The sequence below is a fragment of the Janthinobacterium goodfellowi genome, from assembly GCF_051380695.1.
GTDB lineage: Bacteria > Pseudomonadota > Gammaproteobacteria > Burkholderiales > Burkholderiaceae_D > Janthinobacterium.
This window is the reverse complement of record NZ_JBNYXN010000001.1, coordinates 152513-173081: the sequence shown is the minus strand read 5'-3', so window position 1 is coordinate 173081 and position 20569 is coordinate 152513. Positions and strand designations below refer to the sequence as shown.

Annotated in this window: 17 protein-coding genes and 1 tRNA gene; 8 read left to right on the top strand and 10 right to left on the bottom strand. The window is 65.6% G+C overall.

Translation table 11 applies throughout. From position 1 onward, the window contains the following. Nucleotides 1-43: 43 nt before the first annotated feature. From ACQ4WQ_RS00795 to ACQ4WQ_RS00785, 3 genes are all read right to left on the bottom strand, one after another. Entirely contained in the window at nucleotides 44-2455 is a 2412-nt protein-coding gene (locus tag ACQ4WQ_RS00795; protein ID WP_436494024.1) for a catalase, read from the bottom strand. A 241-nt stretch (nucleotides 2456-2696) separates the two neighbouring features. Then, complete coding sequence (locus ACQ4WQ_RS00790) at nucleotides 2697-3050, bottom strand: ElaB/YgaM/YqjD family protein (RefSeq protein ID WP_436494022.1); 354 nt, start codon at nucleotides 3048-3050, stop codon at nucleotides 2697-2699. A 267-nt stretch (nucleotides 3051-3317) separates the two neighbouring features. Then, the gene (locus ACQ4WQ_RS00785) at nucleotides 3318-3731 is read right to left on the bottom strand and encodes a DoxX family protein (protein WP_436494020.1); all 414 of its coding nucleotides are present in this window, start codon (nucleotides 3729-3731) and stop codon (nucleotides 3318-3320) included. A 184-nt stretch (nucleotides 3732-3915) separates the two neighbouring features. Here ACQ4WQ_RS00785 and ACQ4WQ_RS00780 point away from each other — a divergent pair, with 184 nt between their 5' ends. From ACQ4WQ_RS00780 to ACQ4WQ_RS00770, 3 genes are all read left to right on the top strand, one after another. Then, nucleotides 3916-4896, top strand: a complete 981-nt coding sequence (locus tag ACQ4WQ_RS00780) for an alpha/beta fold hydrolase (protein ID WP_326459008.1) — start codon at nucleotides 3916-3918, stop codon at nucleotides 4894-4896. A gap of 164 nt (nucleotides 4897-5060) precedes the next feature. After that, nucleotides 5061-5804: a sensor histidine kinase gene (locus tag ACQ4WQ_RS00775; protein ID WP_436494018.1), complete on the top strand. Its 744-nt coding sequence runs from the start codon at nucleotides 5061-5063 to the stop codon at nucleotides 5802-5804. An 8-nt stretch (nucleotides 5805-5812) separates the two neighbouring features. Next, nucleotides 5813-6457, top strand: coding sequence for a response regulator (locus ACQ4WQ_RS00770; protein ID WP_436494016.1), 645 nt, complete (start codon nucleotides 5813-5815; stop codon nucleotides 6455-6457). Between the two features lie 12 nt (nucleotides 6458-6469). On the opposite strand, the gene ACQ4WQ_RS00765 is transcribed toward ACQ4WQ_RS00770, so the two are convergent. Further along, on the bottom strand, nucleotides 6470-6757 hold the full coding sequence (locus ACQ4WQ_RS00765; RefSeq protein WP_436494014.1) for a XapX domain-containing protein: 288 nt from the start codon (nucleotides 6755-6757) through the stop codon (nucleotides 6470-6472). 72 nt (nucleotides 6758-6829) lie between these two features. Next, nucleotides 6830-7516: a hydrolase gene (locus ACQ4WQ_RS00760; RefSeq protein WP_035828118.1), complete on the bottom strand. Its 687-nt coding sequence runs from the start codon at nucleotides 7514-7516 to the stop codon at nucleotides 6830-6832. A 196-nt stretch (nucleotides 7517-7712) separates the two neighbouring features. Between ACQ4WQ_RS00760 and ACQ4WQ_RS00755 the strand changes: the two genes are divergently transcribed. Then, complete coding sequence (locus tag ACQ4WQ_RS00755) at nucleotides 7713-8345, top strand: response regulator transcription factor (RefSeq protein WP_070310322.1); 633 nt, start codon at nucleotides 7713-7715, stop codon at nucleotides 8343-8345. On the opposite strand, the gene ACQ4WQ_RS00750 is transcribed toward ACQ4WQ_RS00755, so the two are convergent. Both ACQ4WQ_RS00750 and ACQ4WQ_RS00745 read right to left on the bottom strand, forming a co-directional pair. Then, nucleotides 8319-11393, bottom strand: a complete 3075-nt coding sequence (locus ACQ4WQ_RS00750) for a sensor histidine kinase (RefSeq protein WP_436494011.1) — start codon at nucleotides 11391-11393, stop codon at nucleotides 8319-8321. The two genes, ACQ4WQ_RS00755 and ACQ4WQ_RS00750, sit on opposite strands and share 27 nt — an antisense overlap. An 8-nt stretch (nucleotides 11394-11401) precedes the next feature. Beyond that, on the bottom strand, nucleotides 11402-12100 hold the full coding sequence (locus ACQ4WQ_RS00745; RefSeq protein ID WP_436494009.1) for a YoaK family protein: 699 nt from the start codon (nucleotides 12098-12100) through the stop codon (nucleotides 11402-11404). A 244-nt stretch (nucleotides 12101-12344) separates the two neighbouring features. Here ACQ4WQ_RS00745 and ACQ4WQ_RS00740 point away from each other — a divergent pair, with 244 nt between their 5' ends. From ACQ4WQ_RS00740 to ACQ4WQ_RS00730, 3 genes are all read left to right on the top strand, one after another. Then, nucleotides 12345-14219, top strand: coding sequence for an amidohydrolase (locus ACQ4WQ_RS00740; protein ID WP_436494007.1), 1875 nt, complete (start codon nucleotides 12345-12347; stop codon nucleotides 14217-14219). A gap of 147 nt (nucleotides 14220-14366) precedes the next feature. Next, on the top strand, nucleotides 14367-15194 hold the full coding sequence (locus ACQ4WQ_RS00735; protein ID WP_436494005.1) for an AraC family transcriptional regulator: 828 nt from the start codon (nucleotides 14367-14369) through the stop codon (nucleotides 15192-15194). 77 nt (nucleotides 15195-15271) lie between these two features. Continuing rightward, nucleotides 15272-15682 carry a cupin domain-containing protein gene (locus tag ACQ4WQ_RS00730; protein ID WP_436494003.1) on the top strand — a complete coding sequence of 137 codons (411 nt, stop codon included), beginning with the start codon at nucleotides 15272-15274 and terminating at the stop codon, nucleotides 15680-15682. A gap of 74 nt (nucleotides 15683-15756) precedes the next feature. On the opposite strand, the gene ACQ4WQ_RS00725 is transcribed toward ACQ4WQ_RS00730, so the two are convergent. The 3 genes from ACQ4WQ_RS00725 to pepN all read right to left on the bottom strand — a co-directional run bounded on the left by ACQ4WQ_RS00725 (nucleotide 15757) and on the right by pepN (nucleotide 19741). Next, nucleotides 15757-15832, bottom strand: a tRNA-Thr gene (locus ACQ4WQ_RS00725). 116 nt (nucleotides 15833-15948) lie between these two features. Then, entirely contained in the window at nucleotides 15949-16950 is a 1002-nt protein-coding gene (locus tag ACQ4WQ_RS00720; protein ID WP_034747152.1) for a class 1 fructose-bisphosphatase, read from the bottom strand. A gap of 136 nt (nucleotides 16951-17086) precedes the next feature. After that, nucleotides 17087-19741 carry an aminopeptidase N gene (gene pepN / locus ACQ4WQ_RS00715; RefSeq protein WP_436494001.1) on the bottom strand — a complete coding sequence of 885 codons (2655 nt, stop codon included), beginning with the start codon at nucleotides 19739-19741 and terminating at the stop codon, nucleotides 17087-17089. Between the two features lie 198 nt (nucleotides 19742-19939). Between pepN and ACQ4WQ_RS00710 the strand changes: the two genes are divergently transcribed. Beyond that, nucleotides 19940-20569: a DUF4136 domain-containing protein gene (locus ACQ4WQ_RS00710; protein ID WP_121670348.1), complete on the top strand. Its 630-nt coding sequence runs from the start codon at nucleotides 19940-19942 to the stop codon at nucleotides 20567-20569.

Here is a 20569-nt window from a genome sequence, read left to right as displayed (position 1 = left end):
AGCGGGGCAAGCCAGGCCTGCCCCGCTGGCGCTCAAGCAGGCATCACACGCGCGGCGGGTCCGTCTCGCGCGCGAACGAGCGGTGGGCGGCCAGCAGCTTCTTGAAGGCAGCCACGGCTTTCACGACATCGGCGGACGGCGCTACGATGATGGCGGGATCGGGCTTTCCATCCGGCAATGTCGTCGGCACGCCGGCCTTGTCCAGCAAGCCCTTGCCGGCGCCGATGGCCAGTATCGGCTTGCAGTGGCGGTACTGCAGGCGCAGGAAGTCGAGCGCATTGGCGTCATTGCCCAGCTGCTGCACGGCGCCCTGGCCATCCGGGACCACGACGGCGTCGAACAGCACGGACGGTCCCGTTTCGAGCGAGATTTCCACTGCCAGCGGCGCGCCGCCGCTCGTGTCGACTTTCCCCAGGTGGCTGCCCACCAGGCGCGGCACGGCGCCGTCGGCCAGCAAGGATGCATAGATGTTGCGCACCTGCGCCCCATCGCTGCCCGGCCCGACGAGGATGGCCACGCGCAGGGTATGGATGCCCGTCTTGCCGGGACGGAAAAAGAGCGACAGCTCCGGCGACGGTGGATACGTAGGCATGGGCAACATGGAGGCGAGCGGCATGGCCGGCGGCAGGGCCAGGCCCAGCGCGTCGGCCAGGCGCTGCGCCAGCGTCTCATCGACATTGCGCAGCATGGCGACGATGCGCTTGCGGATGGCCACCGTCTGCACCTTGCTCAGTTCAAAGCGGAACGCATGCACGATATGGTCTTGCTCGACCGGCGTCTGGCTGACCCAGAACAGCCGCGCCTGCGCATAATGCTCGGCGAATTTCTCGGGCTTGCCGCGCACCTTGTCGCCCTCGACGGGAGCGGGAAAGCTGTTGAACCCCTTCGCCCCGGCCTGGAACGGGCAGCCGCCCGCCAGCGAATTGGGTTCGTAGGCGACCCGGCCCCGGTTGATGGCCTGGCGGTGGATGCCGTCGCGCTGGTTGTTGTGCAGCGGCGCCAACGGCGAATTGATGGGGATTTCATGGAAGTTGGCGCCGCCCAGGCGCGTGATCTGCGTGTCCACGTAGGAGTGAATGCGCCCCTGTAGCAGCGGGTCGTTGGAAAAATCGATGCCGGGCACGATGTGCGCCGTGCAGAACGCCACCTGCTCCGTCTCGGCAAAGAAATTATCGGGGTTGCGGTTCAAGACCATTTTCCCGACGGGGACCAGCGGCACCAGTTCTTCGGGAATCAGCTTGGTGGGGTCGAGCACGTCGAAGGGGAACGCTTCGGCCTGTTCTTCCGTGAAGACCTGGAAAGCCAGCTCGTATTCCGGATACTCGCCGCACTCGATGGCTTCCCACAGGTCGCGCCGGTGGAAGTCGGAATCGGCGCCGCTGATCTTGACGGCTTCATCCCACACGAGCGAATGCGTGCCGGCCATCGGCGACCAGTGGAATTTGCAGAACACGGACTGGCCCTTGGCATTGACGAGGCGGAAGGTGTGCACGCCGAAGCCCTGCATCATGCGAAAACTGCGCGGGATGGCGCGGTCGGACATGACCCACATCAGCATGTGCGTGATTTCCGGCGACAGCGAGGCGAAGTCCCAGAAGGTGTCGTGCGCGCTGGCTGCCTGCGGCATGCCATTGTGCGGCTCGGGCTTGACAGCGTGCACCAGGTCAGGGAACTTCATCGCATCCTGGATGAAGAAGACGGGGATGTTGTTGCCGACCAAGTCCCAGTTGCCCTCGTCCGTATAGAACTTCACGGCGAAGCCGCGCACATCGCGCGCCGTGTCGGTCGAGCCGCGCTCGCCGGCCACGGTGGAAAAGCGCACGAAGACGGGCGTGCGCTTGCCGGCCTTGGCGAACGGCGCGGCGCGCGTCAGCTTGCTTTGTTCCTTGTAGCATTCGAAGTAGCCGTGGGCGGCGGAGCCGCGCGCATGCACGACGCGCTCGGGGATGCGCTCATGGTCAAAATGCGTGAGCTTTTCACGCAGGATGAAATCTTCCATCAGGGTGGGGCCGCGCAAGCCCGCCTTCAGCGAGTTCTGGTTGTCTCCCACGGGCACACCCTGGTTGGTCGTCAGCACGCAGCCGCTGTCGTCGCTGCGGGCGCCATCGAGCGAGGCGTTACGCGCATTCTCGCCCAGCGCGGGCTGGCCATCGCCCGTCTTCGGCGACGCCAGCGTTTCGCCCGTGGTGCTGGCCGTGGCCAGCGGTTCGCCGGCTGCCACATGCACGCCTTCGATCAGCGTGCGCGCCGCCTCGCCATACTGGCCATCTTCCTTGGGATTGTCGGCCATGGCGGCGGACAGCTGCTGGCTGGCGGCCGTCTTTTGCAGCAGCGCGCGGGTCACCTCATTGTCCGCGCCCAGGCTGTGCGGCGCATTGCTGTCGGATGGGCCGGACATGCTGCTCAAAACGGAACCCGCACCGTCCGTGGACGGCGTTTTCTTGGTGGTAGCCATTACATCTCCTGTGAGTAGTCTGCCCCGGGAAGTAACGCTACAACTCCCTCATTCAGCGCACGAACAGGGCAATCAAAATAATGATGGGAATAGGTATGCCAAACAACCACAACAAAATGGAGCGCATCATCACTCTCCTTTACTGCTTGCTACTACCTTGTGTGCGTGGGCGCTGGCCCTCTCCGCCATGACGGCGAAGGGAACAGCGCCCACGACAAATACTTCCAGGAAGGCGTAAAACTTATTTACGCGAACCCAGCAGCTTCGACAGGCCATAGCCGGCCGCCGCCGCAATCAGCAGGGACACGGCCGGGCGCTCGCGCACATAGTCGCGGCCCGTTTCGCCAGCGCGCTGGCAGGCGGCGCCCAGTTGCTTGCCGCGCGCCATCAGGCGTTCCGAAGCCTTGCTGACGGTGTCGCTGACTTGCTCGATGCGGTCGCCCACCTGGTCCACGCCGTCATGGGCGCGCGTGGCGACCTTGTCGGCCAGAGGCTGGGCCTGGCTAGCCACCTTGTCGATGGTGCGGTGCAAATCCTGGCGGGTATCCTGGGCGGTGCCGTTCATCTCGGAGCTGGTTTTTTCAATCGCGTTCATGATGGTTTCCTTCAAAGGTGAATAAATCAACCATGCTCGATGCCGTGACCGAATCATGATTCTCCTCGCTTCTGGGAAAGTAGAAGCGGCTAAACGCTGCCGGGCTGAGCCATATCAAATGCTGGATCAGCAGCAAGCTGTTGGCACTACCTTAACCGCGCCCGCCGCGCGCCACCGTGCGCTGCCACACCTTGAAGCACAGACTTAAATTCCTGATGGAAATAACAATCCCCGCCAGCCGGGTGGCGCGGGCGGGGATCATGTGAGTTAGCCGCGCAACCGCGCATCGACCGCATACCTGCCCGCGCCGCTGATGGCGATGGTGCCGAAGACGATGATCAGCAGCCAGCCGAACTGGCCGTCGGCGATGCTCCAGTCGGGATGCACGAGCAGCATCGACACGCCCAGCAGGAACAGCAAGGGCAGGCAGGCCAGGCGCGTCAGCAAGCCGGCGGCGACCAGCAGCGGGCAGACGATTTCCGCGAACAGGGCGCAGTACAGGGTGACGGCGCGGCCCAGGTGCAGCGGGTCGTCGATGTGCGCCAGTTCCTCGGAAAAATGCAGCAGCTTGGGCAAGCCGTGCACGTGCAGCACCAGCAGCGCGCCCGCCACGCGCGCAAACAGCAGGCCGGCATCGGGTAAAAAGGGGCCGGCCAGCGCCGCCATCCAGTTTGTCTTCATCTTCGCTCCAGTGGGAAAGGCAGGCGGCGCGGCGCGCCGCCGCCAGCCATCATAGGCAGGCGGGAGACGCGGCGCGACTGGTCTTTTGGCAGAGGCGCCGGCGCGCGCGAAGGCCTAGACTGGCCGGTGCCATCACTGGTCCAGGCCATCACTGGCCCCTCCCCCATCCCCGAAGGAAAGCATCATGTCGAAGAAAATCGAAGCCGAAGAAGTCAATTCCCGCCGCAAGCTGCTCGTCAGCGTCGCCGGCGTCGCCGCCGGTGCGGGTCTGCTGGCCGCCGGTGGCGCCAGCGCCGCCGCCAAGCCTGCCGCTGCCGCCGCTGCGGCGCCGGGCAAGCTCACCGTCAATAGCGTCACCGTCAAGGACGGCACCGTCATCCATTTCAAGGACTGGGGCACGGGCACGCCCGTCGTCTTCAGCCACGGCTGGCCCTTGCAGGGCGACGCCTGGGAAGACCAGATGATGTTCCTGGCCAGCCACGGCTACCGCGTGATCGCGCACGACCGCCGCGGCCACGGCCTGTCCAGCCAGCCATGGCAGGGCAATGACATGGATACCTACGCCGACGACCTGGCCACCCTGCTCGACGCGCTCGACATCAAGGGCGCGACGCTGGTCGGCCATTCGACGGGCGGCGGCGAAGTGGCGCGCTATATCGGCCGCCATGGCGAAAAACGCGTGGCCAAGGCCGTGCTGGTGGGCGCCGTGCCGCCGCAGATGGTCAAGTCGGACACCAATCCCGGCGGCTTGCCGATGTCCGTCTTCGACGGCATCCGCGCCGGCGTGCTGGCCGACCGTTCGCAATTCTTCAAGGACCTGACCGTGCCGTTCTTCGGCGCCAACCGTCCCGGCAACAAGGTGTCGCAAGGCATGCGCGACACCTTCTGGCTGCAGGGCATGCAGTGCGGCATCAAGAACGCCTACGATTGCATCAAGCAGTTTTCCGAGACGGACTTCACGGCCGACCTGAAGAAAATCTCCGTGCCGACCCTGGTGGTGCACGGCGGCGACGACCAGATCGTGCCTATCGACGCTTCCGGCAAGGCGGCGGCCAAGCTCATCAAGAACGCCAGGCTGGTCATCTATGAAGGCGCCCCGCACGGCTTGCCGGCCACCCACAAGGACCGCCTGAACGAAGACTTGCTGGCCTTTATCAAGTCCTGATCCGCTCTTCGGCTCCTGCACCGCCGGCCCGCCCGGCGGTGTTTCCCGCCCCTGCCTTGCAAAAAAACCGCCCGCCTCCCCCATTCGTATAAGTGCCCTGGCAACAATGCCATGCATACTTGTTGCAATGCGGCATACGCCGCGACAGCGACAGGAGCACGGCAATGGCCAGCATGCATTATTTACCTCAGCAGCAAGACCCCGGCCTGGCGCAGGCCCAGCGCATGGGCGGCATGGGCGGCATGGGCGAATTTGCCGCATCGGTCGCGCACGAGGTGCGCCAGCCGCTGGCGGCCATCGCGCTCAATGCCGATGCCGCCTTGCGCTGGCTCGACCACGATCCGCCCCGCCTCGACGAGGCGCGCGCGGCGCTGGCCCTGGTCGCCAGCGCCGGCAGCCATGCCAGCGCCGTGCTGCGCAGCGTGCATGGCCTGGCTTGCCATGCGCCGGGCAGCCACGCGCATTTTGTCGCCGACGATGCCGTGCAGGACCTGCTGCCGCTGCTGCGCGCGCCACTGCAGCGCCACGCCATCGACCTGCAAACGCGGCTGGCGCCGGGCCGCCCGCTGCTGCATGCCGACCCGGTGCAATTCCGGCAAGTCCTCCTGAACCTGCTGATGAACGCCATCGAAGCCCTGCAGGGCACCAGCGGCCGGCCGCGCACGGTGCTGCTGTCCTCGCGCCTGGATGGCGGCGTGCAGCATTTCAGCATCGCCGACAACGGCGCCGGCATCGCGCCGCAGGCGGCCGGGCGCCTGTACCACGCTCTGTATTCCAGCAAGCCGGACGGCATGGGCATGGGCCTGGCCATCTGCCGCCGCATCCTCGACGCGCATGGCGGCCGCCTGTGGCATGCGCCCGGCGCGCCCCATGGCAGCGTCTTCCACTTCACCCTGCCAGCACCATGAGCACAAGCATGCACACGCCCCGCAACGACGACATCCCTATCTCGCTGCTGATCGCCGACGACCACCCGCTGATCCTGGCCGGCCTGGCCTCGCTGATCGCATCGCTGCCTGGTTTACGCCTGTTGGGCCAGGCCGGCACGGGCAGCGCCGCCGTGGCGCTGTACCGGGAGCTGCGGCCCGACGTGGTGCTGATGGATTTGAACATGCCGGAAATGCATGGCGTCGAGGCGATCGAGCGCATCTGCACGGACGACGCGCAAGCGAAGATCGTCATCCTCACCACCTACCAGGGCGAGGACAGCGTGCACCGGGCCCTGCGCGCCGGCGCGCGCGGCTACCTGCTGAAGGATTCCGGCTTCCTGCAACTGACGCAATGCATCGGCCAGGTGGCCGCCGGCAAGCACTACCTGCCGCCGGAACTGGCGGCGCAGCAGGCCGGCCGCATCGAGGCGAACCGCCTGTCGAAACGCGAGCACGACATCCTGCTGCACCTGTCTGCGGGCAAGAGCAACAAGATGATCGCGCGCAGCGCCGGCATCGAGGTGGGCACCGTCAAATTTCACGTAAACAATATTTTGACCAAGCTCAACGTATCAAGCCGCACCGAGGCGGCCACGGTGGCCGCCCGGCGCGGCTTGCTGGGCGCGTTCTAGCTGCCGGGAATATCAGGCGGCGCTGTCGTCCTGCTGCTGCTGCTGCGACTCGGCCTTGGCCAATGTCGGCTTCGCTTCCACGCCGCTGATCTTCGGCACGCATTCGCTGCGCAGCCACGACACAGTCACGGCTTCGCCCGCCATCAGGCGCTTGACGCTGGGGACGATCTGTTCGCCGATCAGCATGCCCAGCAGGCCGATCAGGGCAATGGCTGGCGGCGCCGGCGAGCGCACCTGCAGGACGGCATAGATGATGCCAACCAGCAGGCCCACGGCCAGCGAAATCACATATAACTTCATGGCGCATTCCTTTCGATAAAAAAAACGCCGCGCGCGGTCAGGCGCGCGGCGCATGGCATGGCCGTGCGGCGTTTACTTGGCCGGCACCGGCGCCAGGGTGGCGTGTTCGCCATGGATGCGCTGCGGCGCCTTGTGCACCATCGTGTAGGCGTAGTCGACGCCCATGCCGTAGGCGCCCGAATGTTCGCGCACGATGGCCATGACGGCGTCATAGGTTGCCTTGTGGGCCCAGTCGCGCTGCCATTCCAGCAGCACCTGCTGCCACGTCACGGGCACCACGCCGGCCTGGATCATGCGCTGCATGGCGTAGTCGTGCGCTTCCTTCGAGGTGCCGCCCGATGCGTCGGCCACCATGTAGATCTCGTAATCGCCTTCGAGCATCGCGCACAGGGCGAAGCTGTTGTTGCACACTTCCGTCCACAGGCCCGAGACGACGACTTTTTTCTTGCCGTTGGCGGCCAGCGCATCGCGCACCTTCTGGTCATCCCACGAATTCATCGAGCTGCGCTCGAGGATATCCTTGCCCGGGAAGACGTCCAGCAGTTCCGGATAGGTGTGGCCGGAGAAGCTTTCCGTTTCGACGGTGGTGATGATGGTGGGGATATTGAACACCTTGGCGGCCTTGGCCAGGCCCACGGTATTGTTTTTCAGCGCTTGGCGGTCCATCGACTGCACGCCGAAGGCCATCTGCGGCTGCTGGTCGATGAAGATGATCTGGCAATTGTCGGGGGTAAGGACTTCCAGTTTCGGATTGGTCATGATGTCATCCATGAAGAAAGGGTTGAGTGGGTACTGCCGTGCATCGTATGCCTGGCGGCGCGCCCGCGCCACTATCTAAATATAGGTTCTCCCGGGCAATCCCCCCTGCAGGCTGGCAGGCGCTGCGGTAAAATACCTTTTGCTCACCCTGTTCCGACGACTCTTGATCGATCACTCCTCTTTGCCAGGCAACGTCATGCGCAGCGATACGGCACCGATACGCGTCCTCATCGCCGACGACCACCAATTGCTGCTCGACGGCATCGCGGCCCTGCTGCGCGCCTTTCCCGGCGTGGCGCTGGTGGGCCAGGCCACCGATGGCCAGCAGGCGGTGCAGCAATTTGACGCGCTGCAGCCCGATGTCACGCTGATGGATTTGCAGATGCCGCGCATGAGCGGTCTCGACGCCATCGGCGCCATCCGCGCGCGCCATCCACAGGCGCGCATCATCGTGCTGACCACCTACAAGGGCGACACGCAGGTGCTGCGCGCCATCCGCGCGGGCGCGTGCGGCTATGTGCTGAAAAGCGCGCTGCGCCACGAATTGCTGGCGGCGATACAGAACGTGCACGCGGGACGGCGCCACATCACGCCCGAGATCGAGGCGGAGCTGGCCCTGTATGCCTGCAGCGACGTGCTGTCGAACCGCGAACTGGACGTGCTCAAGCAGGTCGCGCAAGGCAATTCCAACCGCGAAACGGGCGCCCTGCTGCAGATCAAGGAAGAAACCGTCAAAGCGCACATGAGCACCATCCTGGCCAAGCTGGGCGCCAGGGACCGCACCCACGCCGTCACCATCGCGCTACGGCGCGGCATCCTCGACGCCTGAACGGCGCCAGCGCTGCCACCAGCGTCGCAAGGGCCCGTGCGCCGCCGGCCAGGCGCGCCGCGCCGGCACCCGGAGGCGCCACTGCGTGCCGCCCCCGTCGCGCCCGCCCACGGACAGGCGCCCACCGAGCCTGGCGGCGCGCTCGCGCATGCCGGGCATGCCCCAGTGTCCGGGAATCTGTCCGTTCGCCGCCACCACCGGCGGCAAGCCCTGGCCATCGTCGCGCACGACCAGTTCGATGCCGCCGCGCGCATAGCGCACCGCCACCTCGACCACCTGCGCGCGCGCGTGCTGGAAGGCATTGCGCAGCGCTTCGCTGGCGATGCGGTAGATTTCGTGCGCGGCGCGCGCATGCAGCATGCGCGCCTCGCCCTCCTCCGCATAGCGGAACACGATGCCGTGCTGCGCCGCCAGCCGCTCGCCTTCGCGCCGCAGGATGGCGCTCCAGCGCGCGCCGCCATCGTCACCGGCGCGCAGGTCGTGCACATGGTCGCGCCCCTCGCCCAGCATGCGGTCGGCATCGTCGAGCGCGCGCAGCATGGCGGCACGCGCGGGATCATCCTCGGCGATGGCCATGCTGGCATTATGAAAATGCAGGATCATCGCCTGCGTGCCCTGCAGCAGGGTATCGTGCAGCTCGCGCGCGATGCGTTCGCGCTCGGCCTGCTGCGCCTCCATCCGCACCCGCAGGCGCGCGGCGTGCTGGCGCAGCCGCCAGCGGTAGGCGCCGTACGCGGCGGCCAGCAGCAGCGCCGCGCACAGGCTGCGGAACCACCAGGTCTGGTAGAAGGCGGGCAGCACGCGGAACGGCAGTTGCGCCACCGTGCTGTCCACGCCATCGCCATTGGCCGCGATTAGCTCGAAGCGGTAGCTGCCCGGACCCAGGCCCGTGTACTGCGCCAGGCGCCGGCCGCCCGCCTGCTGCCACTGCGTATCGTAGCCGTCGAGCCGGTAGCGGAACTGCAAACGCTCCGGCGTGCCCAGACTGGCGGCGTTGTAATGGAATTGCACGTCGCGCGTGCCGGCCGCCAGCTGCAGGCCCGCGCTTGCGGGCGGATCGACGCGCCGGCCGTCTGCCAGCAGCGCGCCGATTTCCACGCGCGGCGCCGGCAAGGCCGCAAGCGCCTCGCGCGGATCGATCCAGAACGTCGCGCTCTGGCGCGAAAACCAGATCCTGCCATCGTCCGCTTCGGCCACCGAGCGGTTGTGCAGCATGCCGATGCTGCCGTTCAAGCCATCGACGGCATCGTACGAGGTGGCGCGCATGGCATGGGCGGCGTCGCGCAGCGCCAGGTCCACTTCCGCGGCGGGAATGTGCGCGGCGCCGCTGCCGTGATTGAGCCACAGGCTGCCGTCGCGCGCGCGCAGCAGGCCCACCACGCCCTCGGTGGCGCTGGCCGGCTCGCTGCGCAGGGCGACGAAGCGGCCGCCGCGCCACAGCGCCACGCCACGCTGCCCGCCCGCCCACACCTGCCCGTGGTATTCGATCAGCATGGGAATCTTGCCCAGGTCCAGGCCCTGCGCGGGACCGAAGGCGTGCAGCCGCCCCTTTTCCAGCATGGCGACGCTGCCATCGGCATACGACAGCCACAGGCGCCCGGCCGCGTCGGCCAGCAGCGCCAGCGGCACTTTCGCGCCGCCATCGGGCAGCAGCGGTTCGCGCCGCCAGGCCCCGTCGCGGTACTGGAAAACGCCGGCGCCGCTGAACACGCCCCAGATGCTGCCATCGGGCGCGAGCACGCCGGCGCGCATGCGCTTGACCGCGGCCGCGCCGGATGGATAGGCGATCGTGCGCAGTACGCGTCCATCCTCGCCGGCCAGCTGCTGCAGGCCGGCGCGGGCCGCCACCCACAGGCCGCCCGGCGCTTCCAGGATGGCGCTGATGGGGCCCAGGCGCGGCGCGCGCAGCACCGTGCCGTCGGCCCGCGCCAGCAACAGCGGCCCCAGGACGTCATCGCGCGACAGCCACATCGCGCCTGCCGCTCCGGCCAGCATTTCCTGGGTACGGAACACTTCGGCCACGCCGGGCGCGGCACGCGTACGCAGGACCACGGGCGCGGCCTGGCGGAAACGGTCCAGGCCTCCGTACGTGGCAACCCAGACATTGCCTTCATTGTCGTCACACATGGAGGCGACGAGGACGTTGCTCAAGCCATCGCGCGGCAGGAACGATTCCGTGTCGCTGCTGATGCCCAGCTGCCCCGGCGCCAGCGCGCCGCCGCTGCGCGTGCGGTGCAAGCCGTACTGGCTGTCGAACCACAAGGTGCCCGCGCGGTCGACCAGCATGCTGCCGCTGGTGCCGCTGGTATCGCGGTAAATCCACCGGTGATCGAGCTGCTCGTAGCGTTCCAGCGACTCGATGATGCGGATGCCGCGCATCTCCAGCAAATAAATGCGGCCGTCGGGTCCCTGCTGCGGCGGCGCGCGCAGGTCGAGCCGGCCGATGGGCGGCGCGAAACGCGACTGCGTCGCCTGCCACATGAACAGGCCGTTTTCGCTGAACACGGCGATGCGGCCATCGCGGTCGGCAAACACGGCGGACGCCTTTTGCGCCGTGTAGCCCTGCGCCGGTCCCATCGCCTGCCAGCGCCGGCCATCGAAGCGCGAAATGCCGGACACGCCGGCCGCCCACACGGCGCCGTCGCCGCCGATGGCAAAGCCCCAGATGGCGCCCGCCTGCACGCCCTGCGGCTCGGCGTAATTGCGCACCACGCCATCCTTGACGTGGCTGATGCCGCCCACTTGCCAGCCTATCCACATGCCGCCGTCGGCGGCGCGCTTGAGCGCCAGCGCCACCGTGTCGGGAAAGCTGCCCTGGCGCGCGCGCACGGGCTCGAAGCGCAAGCCGTCGAAACGGCGCACGCCCGCATGCGTGCCCAGCCACAGGAAACCGTCATGGCCCTGTGTCATGACGATGATATCGTCGGGCGCGCCGTCGCTGGCCGTCCAGCGCGTGTGCTGCAGCTGATGGATGCCGCGTGCGGCATCGATGGCCATCCCGCAGGGACTGGCCAGCATGAGTATCAGACACAGCAGGAAGGCGCGCATGGCGGCTGTCAGGACACGGGCACGGCGGTCCGTCCGCTACGCTGCTCCACCACGATCAGGCCACCCAGCAGCACCAGCGGCACGGCCAGCGCCGCGAAACCGAAGACCAGGTAGCCAAAGCCGGCAGCGATGGCGCCCAGCGCAAAGGCCAGCAGCGGCCAGAAGAACTTCCCGCAGCGCGCGCGCGTGCCCCCGTCGGCCGCGCCGCGCAGCGCGTCGACGGTGTCGAGCACGATCTGCGTCACGTTCCCCGTCATCATCGAGGTGGGCGCCAGATGCGCCAGCAGCAGACGGCTGGTGGCGCTGTGCACGCCCATGGCGGCCGTGCCCAGCAAGCCGGCCAGCATCGCCAGCGTGCTCACCTCCTTGCCGAGCGGCTCGGCCAGCACGCCGAACACCATGAAACCGGCCAGCAAGATCCATTGCAGCAGGAAGGCCAGCGTCAGCGCCGGTCCGCCGCGGCGCTCGATGGCCAGCACCATCAGGCGCGTGACGACGATGCCGGCGATAAAGGCGGGAAAGGCGAGGATTTTCAGCAGGATGGGGATGCGCGTCGGTTCGGCCAGCGCGGCGCCGATCAGCACGAAGTTGCCCGTGACATGGGCGGTAAACAGGCCGAACAGGGCGATAAAGCCCAGCGTATCGACATACCCGGCCAAAAAGCCCAGGCTGGTGCCGTATAAACGGCTGTGTGGTGCTTGATCCATGAGGACTCCCTGCGATGCGGTAAACCGCGATAAAAAATGCATCCGGACGCATGCCCAGCCGCTACTGCCGGCATGGTAATCCATGTCGCGCGCCGCCGCACCCGCCCTTAGACCAGTCGGCGCGCCGCCATACCTGCCATACCTGATCTTTTGGCCCGTGTCCGCTCCCGGGCCCTGGGCTACACTGGCCGCAGATCCTGGCCGCGCCCCGGCCTCCCCCGCATTGCCACCATGGAGCCGCATCATGACCGAACCGACCCTTTCTTCCGCCGCGCCGCTGATACTGATCAACGGCTGCTTCCACACCGTCGACAAGGCGTGCCCGCAGGCGAGCGCCGTGGCCATCGCCGACGGCAAATTCCTCGCCGTCGGCGATGCCGACGACGTCATGCGCCACCGCAAGCCGGACAGCCGCGTGATCGACCTGGGCGGCCGCACCGTCATTCCCGGCCTGAACGACTCGCACCTGCACCTGATCCGCGGCGGCTTGAACTACAACCTGGAACTGCGCTGGGAAGGCGTGCCATCGCTGGCCGACGCCCTGCGCATGCTCAAGGAACAAGCCTTGCGCACGCCGAACCCGCAATGGGTGCGCGTGGTCGGCGGCTGGAACGAGTTCCAGTTCGCGGAAAAGCGCATGCCGACCCTCGACGAAATCAACGCGGCCGCGCCCGACACGCCCGTCTTCATCCTGCACCTGTACGACCGCGCCCTCTTGAACCGCGCGGCCTTGCGCGTGGTCGGCTACGACAAGAACACGCCGAACCCGCCCGGCGGCGAGATCGTGCGCGATGCGGCAGGCAACCCGACGGGCATGCTGATCGCGCGGCCGAACGCGATGATACTGTATGCGACCCTGGCCAAGGGCCCGACCCTGCCGCGCGAACTGCAAGTCAATTCCACGCGCCAGTTCATGCGCGAACTGAACCGCCTGGGGCTGACCAGCGCCATCGATGCGGGCGGCGGCTTCCAGAATTATCCGGAAGACTACGCGGTGGTCGAGGAACTGGCGCAAAAAGAGCAGCTGACCATCCGCATCGCCTACAACCTGTTCACGCAAAACAAGGGCCGCGAACTGGAGGATTTTGAAAAATGGACGGAGATGGTCACGCCGGGCCAGGGCGACGATTACTACCGCCATAACGGCGCCGGCGAAATGCTGGTGTTTTCCGCCGCCGACTTCGAGGATTTCCTCGAGCCGCGCCCCGAGCTGGCGCCCGGCATGGACGACGAACTGGAAAAGGTGGTGCGCCACCTGGTCTCCAAACGCTGGCCGTTCCGCCTGCATGCCACCTACGACGAATCGATCGACCGCATGCTGACGGTCTTTGAAAAGGTCAACCGCGATATCCCGTTCGACGGTCTGCACTGGATGTTCGACCACTGCGAAACCATCACGCCGAAAAACATCGACCGGGTCAAGGCGCTGGGCGGCGGCATCGCCATCCAGCACCGCATGGCCTTCCAGGGCGAATACTTCGTCGACCGCTACGGCGCGGAAGCGGCCAAGGCCACGCCGCCGATCGCCCGCATGCTTGCCTCGGGCGTACCGGTGGGCGGCGGCACGGATGCCACCCGGGTCGCCAGCTACAACCCGTGGACGGCGCTGTACTGGCTGGTATCGGGCCGCACCGTAGGCGGATTGCGCCTGTACGACGCGGGCAGCCGTTTGTCGCGCGACACGGCGCTGGAACTGTGGACGGCGGGCAGCGCCTGGTTCTCCAGCGAGCAAGGCAAGAAGGGCCGCATCCAGGAAGGCATGCTGGCCGACCTGGCCGTGCTGAGCGCGGATTTTTTCAGCATCGATGAAGAGGCGATCAAGTCGATCGAATCGGTGCTCACCGTCGTCGGCGGCAAGATCGTCTACGGCCAGGCGGAATTTTCCCATCTGGCGCCGCCAGCCATCCCCGTGCTGCCCGACTGGTCCCCCGTGAAAAACGTGGCCGGCCACTACCGCGCCGCGCCGCCGCAAAAGACCAGCGCCATGCAACAGCACCAGTGCCAGGGCGCCTGCGGCGTGCACGCCCACGCCCACGACGTGGCGCGCAAGAGTTCCGTGCCCGTCTCCAGCCACTCCGGCTTCTGGGGCGCGCTGGGATGCAGCTGCTTTGCGTTTTGAGGCGCGGGTGCAGCGACCGCCCCTGCTGACGGGCGCGGCGCCGGGGATCAGGCATCATTTCTGATTCGGCCATTTTCATGGACAGCGCTGCGCGCGGCGGGTACAGTCTGCGTTCAGCAACGAGGAATGCAGACGCGGACAACCATCATGAAGCGAGCATCAGCGCCAGCGCGCAGCGACTGGGTCAAGTGCGCCGAACCGGTACAAGGGGTCGAACGCATCGAGGCATGGTTCAAGGGCAAGGCCTATGCCATGCACCGCCACGACACTTACGCCATCGGCCGCACGCTGGCGGGCGTGCAGCGTTTCAGCTACCGCCGCGGCCAGCGCGACAGCCTGCCCGGCAATACCATGATCCTGCATCCCGACGAGGCGCACGATGGCCAGGCGGGCACCGACGCCGGCTTCCGCTACCGCATGCTGTATATCGAACCGGCGCTGTTCCAGGATGTGCTGGGCGGACGCGCGCTGCCCTTCATTGAAGGCGGCGTGTCGACCGATCCCCGCCTGGCGGCGGCCACGTCCGCCTTGCTGCCGCACGACGGCCGTCCGCTCGAAGCGCTGGAGCAGAGCGAGGCGCTGGCCGAGCTGGCGCATGCGCTGGCGGCGGCGGCCGGCACGCCGGCGCAGCGTCCAAAAGGCGACTTCCTGGCGGCGCGGCGCGCACGCGACTACTTGCAGGCGCACTGCACCCACGCGGTCACCCTGGCGCAGCTTGAAGCGGCAACGGGACGCGACCGCTGGAGCCTGTCGCACGACTTTCGCGTCTTCTACGGCACCAGCCCCTACCGCTATCTGACGATGCGGCGCCTGGAAATGGTGCGGCGCCTGCTGCTGGCAGGCAGCACGCTCGCCTCGGCCGCCATGGCCGCAGGCTTTGCCGACCAGAGCCACATGACGCGGCATTTCCTGAAGGCCCATGGACTGACGCCTGGCCGCTGGCTGCGCTACGCCAGCGGCATCGGCCAGGATTGAAAACACCCACGATCGTTCAATACGGCCGGCAAGCGCCTGCGTATTCTGGCTGCATCGCCACTTGAACGGAGCACAGCATGACTATCATCACCACCACGCGCGGCCAGGGCCGGTCCATCGACCTGGCAGGCAAGATCGACTTGATCGACGGGCACTGGCAGCCGCGCGTCATCGCCGAAATGAATGACTACCAATTCAAGGTCGTCAAGGTACTCGGCCAATTCCAGTGGCACCGGCACGCCGATACGGATGAAACCTTCATCGTGCTGGACGGCGAATTGCGCATCGCCCTGCGCGGCCCTGGCTACGCGGACGGACACGCCATCGTGCTGACTGCCGGCCAGATGGCCGTGGTGCCCAAGGGGGTCGAACATAGACCGTGCGCCCTCGCCGAAACCCGGCTGCTGCTGATCGAGCCGCGCGGCGTGGTCAACACGGGCGACGGCGACGCGGGCGAGCGCACGGTGGAAAACGATCAGTGGATTTGAAGCAGGAAAGATAACAGTGACAAAAACAAAAAACCCGCTGACTTTTGCAAGTCAGCGGGCTTTCTGATGAAACCTGGTGCCGTTGGCCGGAATCGAACTGGCGACCTTCACATTACGAATGTGCTGCTCTACCAACTGAGCTACAACGGCGAAGACCCACATTCTACAAACAATGCACAAAATTTGCTAGTGTCAACGCGAACTTTTTTGCATTTTTTTAGCGGCCCGGCTGCGGGCCGCTGAAAATCGTGGAAAAGTGCGGCTTTTTACTCGGCGTGGTAGGCCGTGACGCGGGCCACTTCGTCTTTCGATCCGAGGAAGACGGGCACGCGCTGGTGCAGCTTGTGCGGGGCGATGTCCATGATGCGCTGCTGGCCGTCGGTGGCTGCGCCGCCGGCTTGCTCGACGATGAAGGCCATCGGATTCGCTTCATACATCAGGCGCAGCTTGCCCGGCATCGAGGTGTCGCGCAGGTCGGCCGGGTACATGAAGATGCCGCCGCGGTTCAGGATGCGGTGCACGTCGGCCACCATCGAGGCGATCCAGCGCATGTTGAAATTGGTGCCGCGCGGACCCGTGTCGCCGGCCAGCAGTTCGTCGACATAGCGCTTCACGGGCGGATGCCAGTGGCGCGCGTTCGACATGTTGATGGCGAATTCCTTCGTCGTCGGCGGAATCTGCATATTGCTTTGCGTGAGGACCCACGAACCCATCTCGCGGTCCAGGGTGAAGCAGTTCACGCCATTGCCGAAGGTCAGCACCAGCATGGTTTGCGGGCCGTACACGGCGTAGCCGGCCGCCACTTGCTTGCTGCCCGCCTGCATGAAATCCTGCTCCGTCGGCTGCCCCATGCCGTCCGGCGCCTTCAGCACGGAAAAGATGGTGCCGATCGAGACGTTGACGTCGATGTTCGACGAGCCATCCAACGGGTCGAACAGCAGCATGTATTCGCCCTTCGGATAGCGGTTCGGGATCGGGTGGATCGATTCCATTTCTTCCGACGCCATGGCCGCCAGGTGGCCGCCCCATTCGTTCGCTTCCAGCAAAATCTCGTTGGAGATGATGTCGAGTTTTTTCTGTACTTCGCCCTGCACGTTTTCCGTGTCGGCCGTGCCCAGCACTTCACCGAGGGCGCCCTTGCCGACGGCGTGGCTGATGGTCTTGCAGGCGCGCGCGACGACTTCGATCAGCAGGCGCAGTTCGGCAGGAATGCTGTTGTTCGAGCGCTGCTCTTCAACCAGGTATTGCGTAAGACTGATGCGTTTCATGAAACCCCTTAGTTAGTGTTTTAAATACGTCTCGTGCGGTGATTGTCGGCTTACGCGCCGTTGGCGCCAAGCCGACCTGCGAAATCATGACGCCGTGTAGGTCGGATCAGCCCGCAGGGCGTAATCCGACACACCGTCAATTGGCCAATGCCTTGCTGACCACTTCCATCACGTCGTTCGACAGGCTGGCCTGGCCGGCGACTTGCTCCAGCGCCGTGCGCATATGGCTTTGCAGCGCCGGCACGTAACGGCGCCAGCGGTCCATGGAGCGCGCCAGGCGCGCGGCCACCTGCGGGTTCAGGGCGTCGAGCGCGATGACTTGCTCGGCCCAGAAGGCATAGCCGCTGCCGTCGGACGCATGGAATTGCGATGGATTGCCGTTGGTGAAATTGAAGATCAGGCTGCGCGCGCGGTTCGGATTCTTCAAGGTGAAGGCCGGATGCGTCATCAGCTGGCGCACGGCTTGCACGTCGGTCGTCGGCGCTGCCGCCTGCATGGCGAACCACTTGTCGACCACCAGCGCCTCGTTCTCGAAGTCGGTATAGAAACTGGTCAAGGCCGCCTGCGCATGCGGCTGCGAGCCGGAATGAATCAGCGCCGCCAGCGCCGCGGCGCGGTCCGTCATGTTGCCGGCATTGTCGAATTGCAGGCGCGCCAGGTCCAGCTCCGCCGCTTCGGGCGCGATCAGCAGATACGAAAGCGCCAGGTTTTTCAAGGCCCGCTTGCCGGCCGACAGGGCGTCGGGGCTGTAGTCGCCCGGCGTCTGGTTGGCGTGGTATTGCGCCAGCAATTCAGGTTTCAGGGCTGCCGCGATGGTGCGGCGCATGAACTGGCGCGCCGCATGGATCGCCTGCGGGTCGACTTGCGCCATGCGCTCGGCGATGATGGTTTCCGACGGCAGGATCAGGGCCAGTTCGCGAAAGGCAGGATCGAGCGTATCGTCGGCCAGCAGGGCGCGCTGCGCTGCGATGAAGGTGTCGTCCAGCGCCAGGGTCTCGCCGGCGGCGACGGCGGCGGTCAGTTTCAGCAGGCGCTCCATGGCCAGGCGCTGGCCCGCTTCCCAGCGGTTCACGGGATCGCTGTCGTGGCGGAACAGGTGCAGCAGCTCCGCATCGGTATAGCCGTATTCGAGCACCACGGGCGCGGAAAAATCGCGCAGCAGCGATGGGACGGGTTCTTCCGTCACATGGGTGAAGCGGAAGGTCTGCGACGCCTGCGTCAATTCCAGCACGACGCTGGCCGCGCCGTTCGACGCCACGCCATCCACGTGCAGCGGCAGGTCGCCGCCATCGGCAGCCAGCAAGCCGACGGTGACGGGAATGTGGAAAGGCAGTTTTTTCGGCTGGCCCGGCGTGGCGGGGCAGCTTTGCGCCAGGGTCAGCTCGAACGTCCGGCTGGCGGCGTCGTAGCGCGTGGAAGCGGTGACGACGGGCGTGCCGGCCTGGCTGTACCAGCGTTCGAACTGGCTGAAGTCGCGGCCATTCGCGTCCGCCATGGCGGCGCGGAAGTCGTCGCACTGCACGGCCTGGCCATCGTGGCGCTCGAAATACAGGTCCATGCCCTTGCGGAAACCGTCGCGGCCCACGAGGGTCTGGTACATGCGCACCACTTCGGCGCCCTTCTCGTAGATGGTGACCGTATAAAAGTTATTGATCTCGACGAAAGAGTCGGGACGCACGGGATGGGCCATCGGGCCCGCGTCTTCGGGGAACTGCGCCTGGCGCAGGGTACGCACCTGATCGATACGCGTGACGGCGCGGCCCGTGTCCGTGCCGATCATGTCGGCCGAGAATTCCTGGTCGCGGAATACCGTCAAGCCTTCCTTCAGCGACAGCTGGAACCAGTCGCGGCACGTCACGCGGTTGCCGGTCCAGTTATGGAAGTATTCGTGGCCCACCACCGCTTCGATGCCCGCGTAATCGACGTCGGTCGCCACGCGCGGATTGGCCAGCACGTACTTGGTGTTGAAGATATTTAAACCCTTGTTTTCCATGGCGCCCATGTTGAAGTCGCCCACGGCGACGATCATGAAGCGATCGAGGTCCAGCTCCAGGCCGAAGCGCTCCTCGTCCCAGCGGATCGAGTTTTTCAGCGACTGCATGGCGTAATCGGTCTTATCGAGGTTGCCCTCTTCCACCCACACCTGCAGCAGCACTTCGCGGCCCGATTTCAAGGTATAGCGCTCTTCCTGGCACACCAGGCGCGCGGCGACCAGCGCGAACAGGTAGGACGGCTTCTTGAACGGGTCTTCCCACTTGGCGTAATGGCGGCCATCGCCCAGGTCGCCCTCTTCGATCAGGTTGCCATTCGATAGCAGCACCGGATAGCGTTCCTTGTCCGCGCGCAGCATCACCGTGTACTTGGCCATCACGTCCGGGCGGTCCGGGAAGAAGGTGATGCGGCGGAAGCCTTCCGCTTCGCACTGCGTGAAGAAATTATGGTTCGACACGTACAGGCCGGACAGCGAGGTATTGTCCTGCGGCGCCAGCACGGTCTCGATATCGAGCAGCACCTCGTCCGGGGCCTTGGGGATGGTCAGCATGCCTGCCGTCAGCTTGTATTGCGACGGTTTCAGCTGCTTGCCGTTCAGGCGTACCAGCACCAGTTCGATGTGTTCACCGTGCAATTCGATGCTGCGGCTGGAGCTGGCCGGGTTGTGGCGCATGCGGATCCGGCTCGCCACCACTGTGCGGGCTGGATCAAGATCGAAACCAAGTTCGACGCTGTCGACCAGGAAGCTGGGCGGCGTGTAATCTTTGCGGTAAATCGTCTGAGGGCTGTCTGTGCGCATAGGGATTTGGGTGGGAGCGGAGGCAAAAGCCTATTTTACCAACACCAGCCGCCGATAGTCGCGATTCAGCTCAGGAATGTTGGATTCCCTTACACGCCGACATACCAGGTAACATTCTGTAATAATGAATAGAAACAAATAGAACTATTCTTATAATACTAAGCGATGAATTGCGTCTACTAATCAGGAGGTCATGCAATGAAACGATATCTCACCATCATGATGGCCGCATTGACCGTGTTGCTGACCGGATGCGCCACCACCATACGCAGCGATGTGACCGTCTTCCATGAGTGGCCCGCGCAATTGCAGGACAAATCGTATGCGTTTGAAGCGCCAGCGGCGGAAGACGACACGCTGGAATACCGCAGCTACCAGAACCTGGTGCGCGCGGAACTGGCCAAGCACGGCTTCGGCGAAGCTTCCGGCCCCGCGGCAGCCAATTTGCGCGTGGCGATGAATTTTTCCACCGTCGACTATCCTGAACGCGTGCTGCAGGCCACTGACCCGTTCTGGTATGGTCCCGGCTACTGGCCTGGCCGCTACGGCTACCGCTACGGCGCATGGCCAGGCTATGGCCGCTTCGGCTACAACCCCTACTGGTATGGCCCGATGGATGTGGAAGAAAGCGTACGCCACAAATACGAACGCGAATTGCGCATCACGATCAATGACCGCAACGGCAAGAAACTGTACGACGTGACCGTGCAATCGACCAGCAACAAGCGCGCCACGTCACAAGTAATGCCGGCCATGGTAGCGAGCGCCTTTGCCGACTTCCCCGGCCAGAGCGGCGTGCCACGCAAAGTCGAAGTGAAAATAGAATAA

Bases quoted from the DNA above. Each gene is read 5' to 3' on its own strand.
- ACQ4WQ_RS00795 (WP_436494024.1), bottom strand. From the start codon at position 2,455: ATGGCTACCACCAAGAAAACGCCGTCCACGGACGGTGCGGGTTCCGTT.
- ACQ4WQ_RS00790 (WP_436494022.1), bottom strand. From the start codon at position 3,050: ATGAACGCGATTGAAAAAACCAGCTCCGAGATGAACGGCACCGCCCAG.
- ACQ4WQ_RS00785 (WP_436494020.1), bottom strand. From the start codon at position 3,731: ATGAAGACAAACTGGATGGCGGCGCTGGCCGGCCCCTTTTTACCCGAT.
- ACQ4WQ_RS00780 (WP_326459008.1), top strand. From the start codon at position 3,916: ATGTCGAAGAAAATCGAAGCCGAAGAAGTCAATTCCCGCCGCAAGCTG.
- ACQ4WQ_RS00775 (WP_436494018.1), top strand. From the start codon at position 5,061: ATGGCCAGCATGCATTATTTACCTCAGCAGCAAGACCCCGGCCTGGCG.
- ACQ4WQ_RS00770 (WP_436494016.1), top strand. From the start codon at position 5,813: ATGCACACGCCCCGCAACGACGACATCCCTATCTCGCTGCTGATCGCC.
- ACQ4WQ_RS00765 (WP_436494014.1), bottom strand. From the start codon at position 6,757: ATGAAGTTATATGTGATTTCGCTGGCCGTGGGCCTGCTGGTTGGCATC.
- ACQ4WQ_RS00760 (WP_035828118.1), bottom strand. From the start codon at position 7,516: ATGACCAATCCGAAACTGGAAGTCCTTACCCCCGACAATTGCCAGATC.
- ACQ4WQ_RS00755 (WP_070310322.1), top strand. From the start codon at position 7,713: ATGCGCAGCGATACGGCACCGATACGCGTCCTCATCGCCGACGACCAC.
- ACQ4WQ_RS00750 (WP_436494011.1), bottom strand. From the start codon at position 11,393: ATGCGCGCCTTCCTGCTGTGTCTGATACTCATGCTGGCCAGTCCCTGC.
- ACQ4WQ_RS00745 (WP_436494009.1), bottom strand. From the start codon at position 12,100: ATGGATCAAGCACCACACAGCCGTTTATACGGCACCAGCCTGGGCTTT.
- ACQ4WQ_RS00740 (WP_436494007.1), top strand. From the start codon at position 12,345: ATGACCGAACCGACCCTTTCTTCCGCCGCGCCGCTGATACTGATCAAC.
- ACQ4WQ_RS00735 (WP_436494005.1), top strand. From the start codon at position 14,367: ATGAAGCGAGCATCAGCGCCAGCGCGCAGCGACTGGGTCAAGTGCGCC.
- ACQ4WQ_RS00730 (WP_436494003.1), top strand. From the start codon at position 15,272: ATGACTATCATCACCACCACGCGCGGCCAGGGCCGGTCCATCGACCTG.
- ACQ4WQ_RS00720 (WP_034747152.1), bottom strand. From the start codon at position 16,950: ATGAAACGCATCAGTCTTACGCAATACCTGGTTGAAGAGCAGCGCTCG.
- pepN (WP_436494001.1), bottom strand. From the start codon at position 19,741: ATGCGCACAGACAGCCCTCAGACGATTTACCGCAAAGATTACACGCCG.
- ACQ4WQ_RS00710 (WP_121670348.1), top strand. From the start codon at position 19,940: ATGAAACGATATCTCACCATCATGATGGCCGCATTGACCGTGTTGCTG.